This is a genomic window from Flavobacterium sp. ABG, assembly GCF_001027725.1.
Taxonomy (GTDB): domain Bacteria; phylum Bacteroidota; class Bacteroidia; order Flavobacteriales; family Flavobacteriaceae; genus Flavobacterium; species Flavobacterium cupriresistens.
Genome location: NZ_LEKS01000025.1, coordinates 17,235 through 35,313, shown reverse-complemented (window position 1 = coordinate 35,313; position 18,079 = coordinate 17,235). Strand labels below are relative to the sequence as shown.

At 33.3% G+C, this 18,079-nt stretch carries 12 protein-coding genes; 7 read left to right on the top strand and 5 right to left on the bottom strand.

Going from position 1 to position 18,079, the window contains the following annotated elements; genetic code table 11:
* Positions 1-169: 169 nt before the first annotated feature.
* Entirely contained in the window at positions 170-2,920 is a 2,751-nt protein-coding gene (locus AB674_RS19840; RefSeq protein ID WP_047779030.1) for an aminopeptidase N, read from the top strand.
* A gap of 188 nt (positions 2,921-3,108) precedes the next feature.
* Positions 3,109-5,520: a thiamine pyrophosphate-dependent enzyme gene (locus AB674_RS19835; protein WP_047779029.1), complete on the top strand. Its 2,412-nt coding sequence runs from the start codon at positions 3,109-3,111 to the stop codon at positions 5,518-5,520.
* Positions 5,521-5,742: 222 nt separating this feature from the next.
* Here AB674_RS19835 and AB674_RS19830 read toward each other — a convergent pair whose 3' ends face one another.
* Entirely contained in the window at positions 5,743-6,516 is a 774-nt protein-coding gene (locus AB674_RS19830) for a carbonic anhydrase family protein (protein WP_047779028.1), read from the bottom strand.
* Between the two features lie 345 nt (positions 6,517-6,861).
* The gene (gene kdsB / locus AB674_RS19820; RefSeq protein WP_047779026.1) at positions 6,862-7,596 is read right to left on the bottom strand and encodes a 3-deoxy-manno-octulosonate cytidylyltransferase; all 735 of its coding nucleotides are present in this window, start codon (positions 7,594-7,596) and stop codon (positions 6,862-6,864) included.
* A 188-nt stretch (positions 7,597-7,784) separates the two neighbouring features.
* On the opposite strand from kdsB, the gene AB674_RS19815 reads away from it, so the two are divergent.
* Complete coding sequence (locus tag AB674_RS19815; protein WP_047779025.1) at positions 7,785-9,122, top strand: PQQ-binding-like beta-propeller repeat protein; 1,338 nt, start codon at positions 7,785-7,787, stop codon at positions 9,120-9,122.
* A 75-nt stretch (positions 9,123-9,197) separates the two neighbouring features.
* Here AB674_RS19815 and AB674_RS19810 read toward each other — a convergent pair whose 3' ends face one another.
* The gene (locus AB674_RS19810; protein WP_047779053.1) at positions 9,198-10,622 is read right to left on the bottom strand and encodes an ATP-dependent RecD-like DNA helicase; all 1,425 of its coding nucleotides are present in this window, start codon (positions 10,620-10,622) and stop codon (positions 9,198-9,200) included.
* A gap of 253 nt (positions 10,623-10,875) precedes the next feature.
* On the opposite strand from AB674_RS19810, the gene AB674_RS19805 reads away from it, so the two are divergent.
* Positions 10,876-11,697 (top strand): DUF3822 family protein, encoded by an 822-nt coding sequence (locus tag AB674_RS19805; RefSeq protein WP_047779024.1) that lies wholly within the window; start codon positions 10,876-10,878, stop codon positions 11,695-11,697.
* Positions 11,694-12,299 carry an RsmD family RNA methyltransferase gene (locus AB674_RS19800; protein WP_047779023.1) on the top strand — a complete coding sequence of 202 codons (606 nt, stop codon included), beginning with the start codon at positions 11,694-11,696 and terminating at the stop codon, positions 12,297-12,299. Before AB674_RS19805 ends, AB674_RS19800 begins: the two co-directional genes overlap by 4 nt.
* 233 nt (positions 12,300-12,532) lie before the next feature.
* Here the strand turns inward: AB674_RS19800 and AB674_RS19795 are convergent, their stop codons facing one another.
* Entirely contained in the window at positions 12,533-14,647 is a 2,115-nt protein-coding gene (locus tag AB674_RS19795; protein ID WP_047779022.1) for an outer membrane beta-barrel family protein, read from the bottom strand.
* A gap of 137 nt (positions 14,648-14,784) precedes the next feature.
* Here AB674_RS19795 and AB674_RS19790 point away from each other — a divergent pair, with 137 nt between their 5' ends.
* Positions 14,785-16,143 carry a sensor histidine kinase gene (locus AB674_RS19790; RefSeq protein WP_047779021.1) on the top strand — a complete coding sequence of 453 codons (1,359 nt, stop codon included), beginning with the start codon at positions 14,785-14,787 and terminating at the stop codon, positions 16,141-16,143.
* Between the two features lie 10 nt (positions 16,144-16,153).
* Complete coding sequence (locus AB674_RS19785) at positions 16,154-16,843, top strand: response regulator transcription factor (protein WP_047779020.1); 690 nt, start codon at positions 16,154-16,156, stop codon at positions 16,841-16,843.
* A gap of 126 nt (positions 16,844-16,969) precedes the next feature.
* Here AB674_RS19785 and AB674_RS19780 read toward each other — a convergent pair whose 3' ends face one another.
* Positions 16,970-17,899 (bottom strand): ketopantoate reductase family protein, encoded by a 930-nt coding sequence (locus AB674_RS19780; protein ID WP_047779019.1) that lies wholly within the window; start codon positions 17,897-17,899, stop codon positions 16,970-16,972.
* Positions 17,900-18,079 lie beyond the last annotated feature (180 nt).

Genomic DNA, 18,079 nt, shown 5'->3' with positions numbered 1-18,079 from the left:
ACAGCTTTTTTTTATACTATTTTTACAAAAGTCAAAAAAAAATCTACGCTCGTAAATTAAAGAAACAGCTAAAAAAATTTAAGCCAACTTGAGATCATTTTATAAAAGAATTTTCTTCGTTTTAGTTTTATTCAATTCAGTAAAACAATATGCGCAACATCAATCTAAGATGGAAGTGGCTGTAAACCTTGAACTAAAAACTTTAAATGTAAAACAGGATATTGTTTTTTACAATACTTCTAATGACACTTTAGATTCAATTGTTTTAAATGATTGGAATAATGCTTTTTCTAATAAAAACACGCCACTTGCCAGGCGATTTTCTGATGAATTTTATCGTGGTTTTCATCTGGCCAACGACCAAGAAAGAGGAAATACTACAATTCTGAATTTACTCGATGCTAATGACATGGCTTTTGAATGGGAAAGAACCGAGAGAAATCCTGACTTTATCGTAGTAAAACTAAAGCAAAAACTACTCCCGAATCAAAAAGTTGAGCTTCATATTAGCTATATTTCTAAGGTTCCAAGCGATAAATTCACTCATTATGGTTTTGATCAAAATGGTGGAATGAACCTTAAAAACTGGTTTTTGAGTCCCGCCCGATATGAAAATCACGCTTTTATAAAATACAATAATTTTAATCTGGATGATATTGTAAATGCTGCCAGTACTTATGAAATTGCAATAAAAATTCCGAATACGTATTCGATTACAACCGATTTAAATTCGATTACTACAGATCTTACAAATCCACAATCGACTACCTATACTTTTTCCGGAACCAACAGAACTGATTTTAATTTGTTTATCGAAAAGCAAAATAGTTTCAAAAGCTATGAGAATAGCTCCATTGAGATTCTTTCTAATCTAAAAAACAAAAAACTTAACGATATCCAAAAAGCGATTGTCATAAACAAGGTAGTCACTTTTGCAAACAACTTTATTGGCACCTATCCACATCAAAAAATCACCGTTTCTCAAACCGATTATGACCGAAATCCTTTTTACGGGTTAAATCAGTTACCGTCTTTTATCAGTCCATTTTCAGATGAATTTATCTTCGAGATCACCTTCTTAAAGACTTATTTGAACAATTATCTTAAGAATAGTCTCCGTCTAGACTCCAGAAAAGACAACTGGATTCAGGACGGTATCCAGATCTATGCCATGATGAAATACATGGACGAAAACCATCTGGATCAAAAAATGCTTGGAAGTCTTTCGAACATGAGACTTTTTAAGAGTTACAATATTGCCAATTTGACTTTTAACGAGCAATACAGTTATTATTATATGCTAATGGCACGTAAAAATCTGGATCAGCCACTTGGAGACCCGAAAAATACATTGATAAAATTCAACGAGCAGATTGCCAGTAAATATCGTGCAGGTTTAAGTTTAAGTTATTTAGACAACTATCTAAATCATGACATTGTCCCTAAAAGTGTTCAGGAATTTTATGATTTAAATAAAAACCAACAAGTTAACAGATTTGATTTCGAAAAAATACTAACTCAAAACAGTCCTAAAAAAATCGATTGGTTTTTCAAAACCATCATTGACTCCCGTGATATTATTGATTACAAATTTTCGAATGTCACCAGAACCAAAGACAGCATACAATTTTCGATAAGAAACCGAACAGGCAACTTTGTCCCTATTCCGGTTTATGGAATTAAAAAAAACGAAGTTGTTTTCAAAAAATGGATTGAGCCTTCAAGTAACGACTCGATTTATCATTTTAACAGAAACAAAGCCGACAAAATAGTTTTGAATTATGACAATGAGGTTCCAGAATACAACTTAAGAAACAACTGGAAATCTCTAAAAAGTCTCGTGATCACCAACCGTCCAATAAAATTTAATTTCGCAAAAGATCTTGAAGATCCGTATTACAATCAAATTTTATATGTTCCAACGCTTACCTATAATTATTATGATGGTTTGACGCCCGGAATGCGTTTTCACAACAAAACCATTTTAGACAAACCGTTTACCTTCGACATTAATCCGGCTTATTCTATTAATGCCGGTACTATATCCGGTTCTTCTGCTTTTTCGCTAAATCATTATTATCGAAACAGTACGCTTTATAATGTTAGATATTCCATTAGCCAAAATTATTTTCATTACGCACCGGATGCCACTTATTTCAGATTAAATCCGATGGTACAGCTTAGAATTCGTGAAGAAAATTTCAGAGACAACCGAAAACAACTTATTCTGGTTCGTCAAGTTATTGTAAATCGCGAAGCAAGTAAATACATTACTGATAATTCAAATCCGAATTATTCTGTTTTTAACGCTCGTTATATGAATACCAAAACAGAATTGGTCGATCATTTTAGTTTTATGACCGATGTTCAATTTTCAAGCGGATTCGGAAAACTAGCCGGAGAAATCGAATACAGAAGATTATTTGAAAATAATCGAAAGCTAAACTTACGTGTATATACCGGAAGCTTCTTATATAACAGGACTGATTCTGATTATTTTAGCTTTGGATTAGACCGCCCAACCGATTATATGTTTGATTATAATTTTTTAGGCCGTTCTGAAAGTACCGGAATTTTCAGCCAACAATACGTAATAGCCGAAGGTGGTTTTAAATCTAAAATAGAACCGCGATACGCAAATCAATGGATGGCGACGCTAAATGCAAGTTATTCGATTTGGAATTGGATTGAGGCTTACGGTGACATCGGTTTCATGCAAAACAAACATCAAACCACAGACTTTGCATATGATAGTGGAATCCGCTTAAATCTGGTTCCGGATTACTTCGAATTGTATTTTCCGATCTATTCTAATAATGGTTGGGAGGTTGCGCAAAAAAATTATGACGAAAAAATACGATTTGTTGTTACTTTTTCTCCCAAAACATTAGTCAATCTTTTTACCCGAAAATGGTTTTAATTGAATAAATTTTAAATAAAAACATAAATTATTACCACTTAAATCACAAAATCATTAAACATTCAATAAAAAAACCCTAGTGTTTTAGCAATTTAATTGTTAATAATTAAATTATATTTACTTTAATGAATTATGATTATTGATACTTTTTAAGTAATTTTGTCGCCTAACATGACCCATTCCAGATTATGATTAAAGAAAAAAACAATTCTACATTGACTTTCGAAGATTTCAAAACTGAGGTGTTAAACGATTACAAAATTGCTGTAACCAGCCGCGAATGTAGTCTTTTAGGGCGTAAAGAAGTATTGACAGGAAAGGCCAAATTCGGAATATTTGGTGACGGAAAAGAGGTTCCACAGCTTGCTATGGCCAAAGCTTTTAAAAACGGTGATTTCCGTTCCGGATACTATCGCGATCAAACCTTTATGATGGCTATTGGAGAATTAACTCCAAAACAATTTTTTGCCGGTTTATACGGTCATACTGATATAGATTTTGATCCAATGTCTGCGGGCAGGCAAATGGGTGGTCACTTTGTAACGCACAGTTTAAACGAAGACGGCTCTTGGAAAGATTTAACAAAACAAAAAAATTCAAGTTCAGATATATCTCCTACTGCAGGGCAAATGCCAAGATTACTTGGTTTAGCACAAGCATCAAAAATTTACAGAAACGTTGACGGAATCACTGTCAAAGACAAATTCTCTGTTAATGGTAATGAAGTAGCTTGGGGAACAATTGGAAATGCAAGTACTTCTGAAGGTTTATTTTTTGAAACTATAAATGCTGCCGGAGTTTTACAAGTTCCGATGGTAATGAGTGTTTGGGATGATGAATACGGAATTTCGGTTCACGCAAGACATCAAACAACCAAAGAAAACATCTCTGAGATCTTAAAAGGATACCAACGTGATGAAGATGCAAAAGGATATGAAATTTTCAGAGTAAAAGGCTGGGATTATGCCGAACTAGTTTCGACATATGAAAGAGCCGCAGCAATTGCACGTGAAGAACATGTACCGGTTTTAATTCACGTAAATGAATTAACACAACCTCAAGGACACTCTACTTCAGGATCGCACGAGCGTTACAAAAATGCCGAAAGACTGGCATGGGAAAGAGATTTCGATTGTATTCGTCAAATGCGTTTATGGATGATTGCTGTCAATGTTGCTTCTCCTGAAGAATTAGCTGAAATTGATTTTGAAATTAAAAAAGAAATCCTTGACGCTAAAAAAGACGCTTGGAATTCTTTTATTAATCCAATTATTGAAGATCAAAAAAATCTTTTAGTTTTATTGGAACAAATTTCAAGCGCCAGTATCAATCATAAAGATAAAATTCAGAAATACATCTCTGAATTAAGTGCTATAAAATCTCCTTTGAAAAAGGAAATGCTGGTAATCGCCAGAAAAATTCTGCGTTTTATTGAAATTCCAAACAGTAAAGTTTTATTATCTGACTGGATTACCAATTATATCAAAACTACACAAGTAAAATTCAGCAGTAATTTACATTCTGATTCTGCCGAAAATGTATTTTCAGTACAGAAAGTACTTCCTGAATATGATGAGAATTCAAAAGCGGACTTAGATGGCCGAATGATTCTTCGTGATAACTTCGATGCTATATTCAGTAAATATCCGGAAACATTGATCTTTGGTGAAGATGTTGGAAACATTGGTGACGTAAACCAAGGTTTAGAAGGTATGCAAGAAAAATACGGTGAACTTCGTGTTGCCGATGTTGGTATCAGAGAAGCAACCATTATTGGTCAGGGAATTGGAATGGCCTTAAGAGGTTTGCGTCCGATTGCTGAGATTCAATATTTAGATTATTTATTGTACGCTATTCAGATCATGAGTGATGATTTGGCAACTTTACAATACAGAACGGTTGGAAAACAAAAAGCCCCATTAATTATCAGAACTCGTGGACACCGTTTAGAAGGTATCTGGCACTCTGGTTCTCCGATGGGAATGATTATCAATGCAATTCGTGGAATTCATGTTTTGGTTCCAAGAAACATGACTCAGGCAGCCGGTTTCTATAACGCTCTTTTAGAATGTGACGAACCTGCTTTAGTGATCGAATGTTTGAACGGATACCGTTTAAAAGAAAAAACACCACTTAATTTTGGAGAATTCAAAACACCAATCGGAGTTGTTGAAACACTAAAAGAAGGGGCTGATATTACTTTAGTTTCTTACGGATCTACCTTGAGATTGGTAGAACAAGCTGCAATTGAATTATTAGAATTAGGTATTGATTGTGAAGTAATCGATATTCAGTCTTTACTTCCATTTGATATTAATAAAGATATTGTAAAAAGTATCGCCAAAACAAATCGTCTATTAGTAATCGATGAAGATGTTCCGGGTGGTGCTTCAGCATTTATTTTACAACAAATTCTGGAAGAACAGGATGCCTACAAATATCTGGACAGCAAACCACAGACTTTAGCTTCAAAAGCACACAGACCTGCTTATGGAACAGATGGGGATTATTTCTCTAAACCTTCTGCTGAAGATATTTTCGAAAAGGTATATACGATGATGAATGAAGTTAATCCTTCTAAATATCCTAATTTATACTAGAACCTATATTTTAAAAAAATACCCGACAAGTTTTAAAAAACCAGTCGGGTATTTTTTTATCTTTTTCTGAGTATCTTACTCCCCTACTACTTTACCAAAAGTCCATCAGTTAAGAATAGGTCTACTTTTTAGCAGTAACTAAAAACGCATTTTTTCCTCTGCATTTTTTCCTCTGCATTTTTTCCTCTGCATTTTTTCCTTTGCATTTTTTCAATGAAAATATTACCTTATATTTTCAAATATTTTTCTGTTATTCAATGGCTGTATGACACGGAAATTTTCTTTACTGTAATTTCCCTGATAGTTCTTAAATTGATCATTTGTCATTTCAATCTGGTTTTTAAACACAAACCAAGTTAGAGGACCTTCATTTAAAGTAAAATCTAAATGAGGAGTTGTCAATGAACCACTATAAGCATAATATTTATTCGTATCAGCAGGCAATAGCGTATTCAAATTTAACAGATTAGACAACGCATTAGTCCCTTTAAGTTTCGGAGAGCCATCAAATAAAGTTTGAAGCGAAGTATTTGCTTTTCCGTTTTTAACAAGCACTCCTAAAACTGCGTAAGCACCTTTTGAAGATTTGTGAACAAAATGAATTTCCATTACACCATATTCTCCATTAATACTGTGTTCGCTATGATAATGAAAGTGAAATTGCTGCAGTTCATATTTATTCCCCTTAATGGTTATAAAATTATCTGTCTTATCTGCCTGCGATAAATTTACTTTTAAATTATCTTCTGTATTCTCTATATTACTTAAAGTTATTGCGCCATAATGAATAATAGGATCTAATGTACTTATCTTCTCGGTAAAAGATGCATTTATATTAATGGGAGTTTGTCCATCGATATTAGCTGTACCTAATGGCTTATCCTGATTTACTAAACTCTCCGGAAACTCTTTAACAGAATTCTCCGAATGATCGTCACTCTTGCTGCAAGAAACAAAAGTAATTGTTACTAATAAAAGTAAGGCTATTTTTTTCATATCTAAATATTTGTATTTATTTGATACGAAAAAAAACAAAATGCTTCATTAAGCTTAACAAAAACATACAACTGTTTATATCTAATTAACAACTGTCTTTATGTTTTTTATATTTCTATTCTTTAGGTTTTTAAATTTCAAAAAGCTTGTGAGAGATATTCTTAAGATTGAAGGGGCAAAACTGAAGAGGTACAGAATTGTAGAAGTTAGTAAAAGCAGAAAAAGTCTTGCGACTCTTCTACTTTACCTTCTGGATATTTATTGCTGTATGATAGAATGAGTATTACACTCAAAACTACATTTTTAGCTTTCCTTATTTTTAATTTAGTTTCTTACAACAAAAAACTATTTGGCACTCAAAATAGCTCTGGCTTTCTCTAAATCTTCGGCTGTATCGATTCCAATTCCTACATGAGTCGTCTCTACCATTTTGATTCGTTTTCCGAATTCCAGATAACGGAGCTGTTCTAGTTTCTCAGAAGCTTCTAAAGATTTCATTGGCAGACTATAAAAATCCAACAGAGCCTGCTTTCTAAACGCATAAATCCCAATATGCTGAAAGTAACGAACACCAACATCTTTATCTCTTGGATACGGAATCACAGAACGCGAAAAATACAAGGCAAATTGTGATTGATCTACCACCACTTTTACATTATTCGGGTTATTGATCTCTTCTTCATTTGTAATTTCACGCATTAATGAAGCCAAATCAACTTTACGATCGGGATCATTTTTAAAAGCATTCAAGACCTGCTCTAAAGGCCCTGCTTCCGTAAAAGGTTCATCCCCTTGCACATTCACCACAATATCTACATCCAGATTGGCTACCGCTTCTGCAATTCGGTCGCTTCCAGATTCGTGCTCTTTGATACTCATAATGGCTTTCCCACCGTTAGAAACAATTTCATCAAAGATCAAATCCGAATCGGTCACCACAAAAACATCTTCAAATAATTGAGTGGCAACTGCGGCTTCATAAGTTCTTAAAATAACGGTTTTACCTCCCAAATCCTGCATTAGTTTGGCTGGAAATCGTGTAGAAGCGTAACGTGCCGGAATAACTGCTATTATTTTCATTTTTGATCGTGTAATTTAGGTTGGAATCTAGAAAACAAATATACCTATTCGGTCGCAGGTTTTAAAAATATATTTACAACATAGTATTCAAAAAATTCTAACAAATTCCCTAAACAATTATCATTTAATATCTTACAAAATAAATTTTCGCATGCAAAAAATAATTATTTTTATGCAAAAAAAAAATTATGACACAAACATTCCGTTTTCTTTTATTTTCTTTCTTTCTGATCAGTACCAGTGTTTTTTCACAAAAAACAAACTCTCCAATCTTAAATTCATTTTCAGATCGTGTCTTTAAAGGAGAAGGTTATCAGCCCATTGGTAATCTCAAATGGAAGTTTAAAACGGAAGGCAAAATTTTCTCCTCTCCAATTACAAAAAATGGAATTGTATACGTTGGCAGTGAGGACGGCAATTTTTATGCGCTTGATGAAAAAACCGGAAAAGAAAAATGGAAGTTTAAAACCAATGGCGCTGTTCACAGTTCACCAAGTATTTATGAAAATACCATCTACTTTGGAAGTTTTGACGGTTATTATTATGCCGTAAACCTAACAACCGGAAAACAACTTTGGAAATTTAAAACAGCAGGTGAACATTGGTACCAGGAAGCGGGAATCTTGGGTTTGAAACCACACGATATGGTAATGGATGAATTATGGGATTTTTATTTGTCATCTCCGGTTGTCTACAGAAACAATAAATCAACTCTCGTTATATTCGGAAGCAGCGACGGAAATGTTTATGCTGTTGATGCCAAAAAAGGAAATCTAAACTGGAAATTCAAAACCAATGCTGCTATTCACAGTACACCGGTTATAAACAAAAACACTTTATATATTGGGAGTTGGGATGCCGATTTGTATGCCCTAAATTGTGATACCGGAAAAGAAAAATGGAAATTCGAAACACAAAAAAAAGTAGGTTTCAAAGGCATCCAATCTTCTGTTGCTGTTGCCAATGGCATGGTTTATCTTAGCGCCAGAGACCCTTACATTTTTGCCGTAGATGCCGAAACCGGAAAATTAGAATGGAAATATGACGCGGAAAACTCCTGGATTTTAAGTACGGCTGTAATTCTAAACAATATTCTTTACGTAGGAACATCTGACACCTATGCTTTACTGGCTTTAGACCCAAAAACAGGAAAAGAATTATCGCGCTTTGAAACCAAAGGGTATGTGTATGGAACACCTGCAATAGCTGGTAACACTGCTTATTTTGGAGATTTCACGGGGAATTTCTTTGCGCTTAACCTACTTTCTTCCGGAAAAGAGTTCAGCTCCATAAGTACCGAAAGCAGAAAAGAAAACGCCGCCAAAATTTTAAAAGACGATAAATTAGATGCTGTCTATGCCGCTAAGGGTGCCGATTTATCTCTTTACAGCGAAAACAAAAAGGTTATGGATGAATTTTACAAACTTGGCTCCATCGTTTCATCCCCATTTGTTAGCAATAAAACCGTTTACTTTGGCAGTGCTGATGGTTATTTATATGCGCATCATTTACAGAAAAGTAAATAAATTTTAAATAATTATAATTATAGCCCTGACAGGTTTTAAAAATCTGTCAGGCATGATTTTGAAAAATAAATTAAACTATTCTACAAAACTCTCGTCTTTAAAACCAATTAAATAGAGTTTATTTTTAGCACGTGTCATAGCAGTATACAACCATCTAATATAATCGCGATCGATTCCGTTTGGCAAATAGGGCTGCTCTATAAAAACCGTATCCCACTGCCCTCCTTGCGATTTATGACAGGTAATGGCGTACGAGAATTTCACCTGTAAACCATTAAAATATTCGTTGTTTTTTATCTTTTGAAATTTCTTGTACTTGGTGGTTTCTTCCTCATAATCTTTCATCACTTCTTCGTACAAACGATTTGAATCTTCGTAGGTTAATGAAGGAGATTCACTTTTAATCGTATCCAAAATCAAAACGGTTTCAAAAGGCTTTTGATCCGGATAATCGACCATTCTGATTTTTACTTTCGCAAAATTGAATCCGTATAACTCTCGGATTCCAAAAAGCTCCAGCACTTCAATAATATCACCATTGGCAATAAAACCGGCTTCATCGGTTTCTTTGAGCCAGAAGTAATTGTTCTTTACCACCATCAGGAAATCTCCAACCGAAAGTTCGCTTTCTTTAAACAAAATCCGGGTTCTAATCTGTTCATTGTACTGATTCGCCCTTTTATTGGAACGCACTATAAAGGCCGTATCCTCAATACTATAATTGCTGTACGCCGTATTTATAGCGTCCTGAATATCGTAACCATCCGTAAGTCTGACGATATCTTTGAATTTTTTTACGTTGAATTTAAATTCGGTCAAAAATGATTCTTTTAATAATTCACGTAATTCTGTAGCATTGTATAAAATTCCTGAACTTTCTTCCTGACGCATCACTTCATCAAGTTCAATATGTTCAATTTCTTTATCGTAATGAGCACCCAAAGTATGTATATCAAGCGCAGGACTAATATCTAAGTTTACCGGAGGCAACTGAGCGGTATCTCCAAGAAGAATCATTTTGCAATTGGTTCCCGAATATACATAAGAGATTAAATCGTCTAATAACGATCCATTATCATACAATTTCGAATCCGAATTGCTGTCTGAGATCATCGAGGCCTCATCAACAATAAAAATAGTGTTTTTGTGCTTGTTGATTTGTTTTGTAAATGCTACCCCGCCTCCTGCAGACTTTTTAGGGAAATAGATTTTTTTATGAATCGTGAAAGCAGGTGTATTCGAATAATTTGCAATAACCTTTGCCGCACGTCCTGTTGGCGCCAATAAAACATATTTTTTATTGATATCCCCCAAGTTGTTTACAATCGTTGAGATCACGGTTGTCTTTCCTGTTCCGGCATATCCTTTTAATACAAAAATGGTATCATTGGCCGGTTCTGTCAGGAAAATAGCGATTTTTTGAAAAAATATATCTTGTTTATAAGTTGGAGCAAACGGAAATCTTTTTTGCAAAACACCGTAAAACTGTGCTGAATTCATAGGAAAAATTTGAACTACAAAGTACGGTTTTTTTACCGTCAATGCCAATGTCTAAACTCGATTTCGGTCATAAAGTTTTCAAAAAGAGCAAAACAAAAAACAAGGCTTAATTAAAATATAACAAGGCCGTAACTTTAACAAAATGTTGTTTTTTGAAATTGCAATTATTATTGTTGCTTTTTAATTTGTAAGTTTGTCTTTTAATTAAATTCTTTCTTGACACTACAACTGGTAACGAATTGTAAATCAGATTATGCCATTTCAAAACACTAATATAACATCAAAAAAATACAAAAAACTTTCTATTCAGGTTTCCCTGAACGGATTTTCATTTTGTTGTTTTGATACGCTTAATAATACCATTACTTCGTTTAATGAAGTCGAATTTACACCTACACAAAAAGGATCCAAAATAGAAGAATTATATGGTGATGCTTTTAAGAAACACACGGAACTAAAAGACGCCTATGATGATATTGTGGTGATACACAACAACAATCTTTCTACTTTTGTGCCTACTGCTTTGTTTGACGAAAATTATCTGGGCAGTTATTTACAATACAACACCAAGGTTTTTGAAACTGATTTTTTTACCTATGATCAGATTTCAAATTACGAGATGAACACCATTTATATCCCGTATGTCAACATCAATAACTTTTTGATTGATCAGATTGGTTCTTTTGATTACAAACATTCGAACAGCATTCTAATCGAAAAAATACTGGAGGCTTCTAAAAATAACGACGATAAAAAAATGATCGTTAATTTTAATCCCGATCATTTCGAACTGATCGTGGTACAAAACCAGAGATTACTATTATTCAATTCTTTCGAGTATCAGACTCCGGAAGATTTTATATACTATTTGCTTTTTACAGCAGAACAATTGAGCTTAAATCCCGAAAGTTTTCACCTTGAATTATTAGGAACGATAACTAAAAATGATCCTTTTTATACCATTGCGTATAAATACATTCGTAATGTTGCCTTTTTAGATGTAAGCACATTACAAGAGAGAAACAGCTTTTCTACCACTCAGAATCAAAAACATTATATTCTATTTCAATCATGAGAATCATATCAGGAAAATACAAAGGACGCCGCATTTTTCCACCAAAAAACCTTCCGGTAAGACCTACAACTGACATGAGTAAAGAAGCATTATTTAATGTTTTGAACAATCATTTTAGTTTTGAAGGCTTAAAGGTGCTGGATTTATTTTCAGGAACGGGCAATATTAGTTTCGAGTTCGCTTCCCGCGGAAGTGCTCCAATTACCTCTGTTGACGGAGATTTTGGTTGTGTAAAATTCATCAAACAAGTTGCATCAGAATACGATTTTGAGATTGCAGCAACAAAAAGTGATGTTTTTAAATTCCTTGAAAACTGCAAAACCTCTTACGATATTATTTTTGCTGATCCCCCTTACGGTTTAGATCAGGCTACTTTTGAAAAAATAGTACTAACGGTTTTCGAAAGAGATTTGCTTCACGACGACGGAATGATGATTATTGAACATTCTAAGTATACCAAATTAGAGCATTTGAGCAATTTCTCTTTTCAGAAAAGTTACGGAGGTTCTTTTTTCACCTTCTTCGAATTGAATTCTACGGATGATGACGAAGAACTCGTTGATGATTCCTCTAATAAAATTACAGAAGAAGACGAAGGATAGTCGAGAACAAAACATTTGATTTTTGTTTTTTGCATTTTACATTTTATAAAAGAAATTCAAGCTTATTTTAGTTTCATAAGCCTTCGACTTCGCTCAGGGTGACACTCGTGGGATAATTTAATTTTGAGTAAGTACGACAACAAAAGAATTGATCGTTGATTTTTTCAAATCTCACATTTCACATTCAACTTTTTAAACATAAAAAAGCCCTTGACTCACAAGGGCTTTTTCTTTTATCTAATCCTATCTGAATTTTCATTAACGATTTTTTCCTTGAATTCTGATTCTTTTATTTTTCCAAAAGAATATTTAAGTGTAATAGAAACTTCATTAGCATCAACTAAATACCGTGCTCTCGAACTTATATTATTAATCGTAAATCTTTCTGTATAAATCGTGTTTCTAAAAATATCATTATAATTTAAAGTACAATTCCAGTTTTTACCAAACGCTTTTGCGAGTGACATATCAAAAATTAAATTTGCCCCTCGCTCAAAAACGCCCTCTTTTTGTTTTGTTGCACCCCAAAAAGACAGAACGAATGTAAAATCTTTTGGAAGTTTAAAAGTATTATTCGAGTAATAATACAAATAGGTTTTTGTAGAATTAAACACTGCCGCAGGGTCTTCTATTTTATTTGTCGCGAAAATTAAAGAATTTGTATTTGTCCAAATTTTATAGGTAAACGGTACTGTAAATTCAATAGTATAACCTGATTCTTTTTGAAAATTTTTCTCCGTAAAAGTCAAAACATTGTTTTGATTATCAAAAATAAAATCAGCATAAATTGGATTTTTGTTTTGGTATAAAGTCAATTTTACAGATTTATCATGATACTGAAAAACCGTCGAAATTACATCGATAAAAGTTGGTCCTAAATTGATATTATTGCTGTAAATAAAATACGGGTTAATATAGGTTGCAATCATACTCAAAGAAGAATAATTGGGTCTCGAAATACTTTTAGAATAATCTACACTTATACTTTTTGTACTGTCTATTGAAAAAGAAAACAGCGCTTTCGGGAAAAAATTTGTGTAGTTTTTATTTATTAACGATGAATTGTCTGTGCTGTATTTACTTTTGACATTTGTATTTTCCATTCGCAATCCAATCGAAAAATCGATTTTTTTAATTTTTCCTGAAAGCTGTGAATAAGCACCTGAATTGATTTCTTTAAAATTATAATCGAAAGTCGTAGTTTTATTTTCATCATAATCAAATACATCATAATTAGATTTCGATTTTGCTGCAGAATATAGTCCGCCGTATTCCCAAGTCATTTCATTTTTAAACTTTTTTTCTAAATTAATACGCCCCGAAAAAACATCAACATTAAATCTCTGATTCCTATTTTGTGATAATTCCAGCTCCGAATCATTAAAATTATTTTCGACTAAACTCCATAAATGCTGATTAAAATTGGAGCCCTGAATACCAACAAATAACTTTGTATCAATCGCTTTAAGTCTTTTTGAATAATTCATAAATGAGTTAATAAAATTCTTTTCGCTGGAATTATCACTAAGTGTAAAAACATTATTTTGCTGATCTAGATTTTGGTTAAAAGTAAACGTATTGATATCAAAAGCATCTGCTTTCATTTTTCCATTTATATTCATTGAGAAATAATCCTCTTCATTTATTTTATAAAACAAACCGGTACCAAAAATACATTCTTTCACACGAGAAATTGCTGTAACATCATAATTAGAAACAATAGCAGCCTGCGGAATTTGATAAGCAATGCTATGATTCTCCCACGGATTTCGTCGGTTGTAATTGAAGTTGGCTTTCCATTCTAACTTATTCTTTTTGAAACTGGAATTAAAACCGATATAATTATTATAGTTCTTTTTAAAAGAAGCTGTTTCAGAAATATCCGTTTTAAAACCCTCTTTTCTGCTTAGTTTACGAGTAATTAAAATTACGGCGCGCCCCTCAGCTTCATACTTTGAAGAAGGATTTTTAATAATTTCAATTGTTTTGATATCGTCAACAACCAAAGCATTCAAATCATTCATTCCTACTCTTTGATTGTCAATATAAATAAGCGGCGTTCCTTTACCAACAATCGAAATACTTTCGCGATCAGCACTTACTTGAACTGTTGGAAGTTTTGAAAGCAAATCAACGGGATTTGGAATCGAATTGTAAACCGAATTGGCAACGTCTACTTTTATATTTCCGTTTGCATTAGTAAACGTTTTTTTGTTTTGAGCGATAACAACTTCATCTAATTTGTTAGAGATACTATCCTTCGGAGTTTCCGTTTGCGCATATCCGGCCATCGAAAGGCAAAAAAGCAATAACAATAAAATAATTTTTAAGAACAGGTACATTTTCATTCGTTAACAAGATTTTGGTTTAAGAGCTACAAAAGTGCTTCTAATATGGCGTTCTGAAAGTTAATTGGAGGTTAATGCGGCGTTAATGCTGAAATTGTAGCACAAAAGCTTTATTTTTGATTCGAATTCCTTTCTGTATGAAACAAAGAATCAATTTATTAATCACACTTTCTGTTGTCGCCCTGCTCGTTTTATCGGCGGTACAATGTTATTTGGTCAAAACCACTTACGATTTTAAAGTAGCGCAGTTTCACACCGAAATCAAGAATGAGATTGCTCGGATTTCAAATAATTACAGTGATATTGATTCCGTTATTGTCAGTAAAAAAGAAGCCCTTTACAAAGGATTAGCTCAAAATTATATTCAAGGAAAAAAGACCAAATTTGAAATCAAAAACGGTATTCTTGGAAATCAATATCAAGACGCCTTAACACAGAAAATTCAACGCAAATTCGAAAGAGAATTACCCAATCTAAAAATTGATTTTGCGATTGTACTCAATAAATTTATACTGTATCAGAACACCAAAAAAGCGGATACTATTTTCTCGGAAAAGCCTTTTATCCAAAACAAATTATACGGTAATCTGGCTTCGTTAAACCATGCTTTTTTAGTTCGGAGTTATGTCGGAACAACAAACGGATTGTACAAAAATCAAGATTATAAATTGCTGACCGAAGATTCGATGTACATTTCGGTAATCGACTGGGAAATGATTATTTTAAAACGAATGATCGGTGTGTTACTATTGTCGTTGTTTTCTATTCTTACCCTGATTACCCTTTTTGTCATTGCCATTAAAGCTTTAATTAAACAGAAAAAAGTAAACAAAGTTAAAACTGATTTTATCAATAATATTACACACGAACTCAAAACTCCTTTGGCGACTTTGAGTATTTCGACCAAAATTTTAGAACAGAAAAACATTCGTGAAAACGATGAGAATTTCAATGCAATTGTCAATACGATTTCACGTCAGAACAATCGTTTGCAAAGTTTGATCGATCAGGTTTTGGCAAATTCTCTGGCAGAAAATGAAATCGAACTACAAAAAGAAAAAATAAATACCGAAGAATTTCTGCTTTCGATTATCGAAGATTTTAAAATCGGATATCCCAAAATTACGATCGAAACTGATTTTCAAACGCAAAAAACAGTTTTAGTTTTAGATAAATTTCATTTGACAACCGCAATTTTAAATGTTTTAGAAAATGCTGTAAAATACGGTTCCAGCCATATTTTGGTAAAAACCGGAAATATAGAAAATGAGTTTTCGTTAAGTATTCAAGATGACGGAATTGGAATTTCTAAAAACAAACAAGCGTTGCTTTTTGAGAAGTTTTACAGAGTCGAACAAGGAAATTTACACAACGCAAAAGGCCTCGGATTGGGTTTGTATTACGTAGATCAGATTATAAAAGCACACCAGGGCTCTGTTAACGTTATTAGCGATTTAGGAAAAGGCGCTGTGTTTACTATTTTATTAAAAGCTTAATTACCATATTTTGAAAAAACTACTTTTAGCTGAAGACGATTTTGATTTTGCTGCGATTCTAAAACAATATTTAGAACTGCATCAATTTGAAGTAACCTGGGCAGAAAATGGCGAAATAGCATTAAACTATTTTAAAAAACAAACTTTTGACATTTGTATTCTGGATGTAATGATGCCAAAATTGGACGGATTTTCTCTGGCAGAAAAAATAGTTACAATCAATCCCGAAACTCCATTTATTTTTTTAACTGCAAGAAAGTTAACAGAAGACAAAATTATTGGATTGAAATTAGGCGCAGACGACTACATCGCGAAACCTTTTGAAGTAGACGAATTGATCTTGCGTTTGCAAAATATATTGAAGAGGATCGAACAAAAGAGAAGCCTGGACGGAAATAATGTTATTGAAATTGGCTCGTATATTTTTGATAACGAACGCTTAACTCTCAATAATAAAAATCATGTTCAACAGCTTACAGAGAAAGAAGCGTCTCTTATTGAATATTTATATCTAAACCACAATCAGTTATTAAAGAGAGATCAAATTTTAATGTCTGTATGGAAAAAAGACGATTATTTCTCCGGTCGAAGCATGGATGTTTTTATTAGCAGACTAAGAAAATATTTTAATTCAGATCCAAAAATCAAAATTGAAAGTGTTCGTAATATTGGTTTGGAATTTAAAATAGAAAAGTCTTAATATAAACGCTATTTAAGTCATTTTGCACCAAAATAAAAATCAATCAAAAGTCTGCATATACCTGTAATATCAACATCTTTAAGTTCTGGAATAGGGTATCATAAAAGCTAATTCTGCTTCTTTTTTTTAATTCATTAGATTGGATAATTTATCTAAAACCAATTGGTAGGTTGGTGTTTCAACTTCATATTTCAAACCCTCATCTACTACAAATTGGGTCAATGAAGCCAATTCTATATTTCTTCCGGCAAGCAAATCACGATGCATCGATGACGTTGTGTCGGGAGGTGTTTTTTCGAGTTTCAGAATGGTTTGCATGATAATGTCATCCGGCAGATTTAGTCCTTTTACCGCTGCTATCATTGTAATTTCATTCATCAGGGAGACATATATATTTCTCGCTTCGCGGTTTTCTAAAATCTGTCCAATATTGTAATCTAAATAACAGGTTGCCGAAGCCAATACCGAAATAAACACAAACTTCTCCCAAACGGCATCTTCAATATTTTCAACCAAATGACTGTCTATCGACGCGTTTTTAAAGATCGTCTGTAAGGCTTTCATTTTAGAAACAGAAACACTGTAAGAACCAAAAAACAATCTTTGCAGAGAACCCACATTCTGAACAACACCAGGTGAAACAATCATCGAAAAAATATAAACACAGCCTTCCAAAACTTCATTGTCCGGAAAAAGAGCACTAATGCGTTCCGGAGCATCAACGCCATTATACAAGGGAAGAATAACGGTATTTTTAGTAATACACTTTTTTAAAGCCAGAAGACTTTCTTCAATATCATAAGTCTTTGTAGCGCAAATTAAATAATCCAGTTTGCCAATAAGCTCAGGATCATTGGAGACCACTTTCGGAAAAACAACCGTTTCAGACTCCTTCGTAATAATTTTCAATCCCGATTCTGCCACTACTCTAAGTGTTTCTCCACGGGCAATAAACACAATTTCTATTTCCTCAGAGTCCTGATACGCTTTCGCTAAAAGTCCACCGAAATAACCTCCTACACCACCTAGTCCTAAAATTCCAATTCTTGTTTTCATTATTGTTTGTTTTTATGCCACGAATTGCACTAATTAAACGAATTAAATCCCAAATAACACTTAACGCTTACCGTAAACTTTCCTTTATCAAAATTAAAAGAATGAGAAAAAAGAAAGAAAAAAATCCGTACTAAATCCGCGTTTTCGCACCAGCGAATCAGCCTCATCCGCGTCCCATCA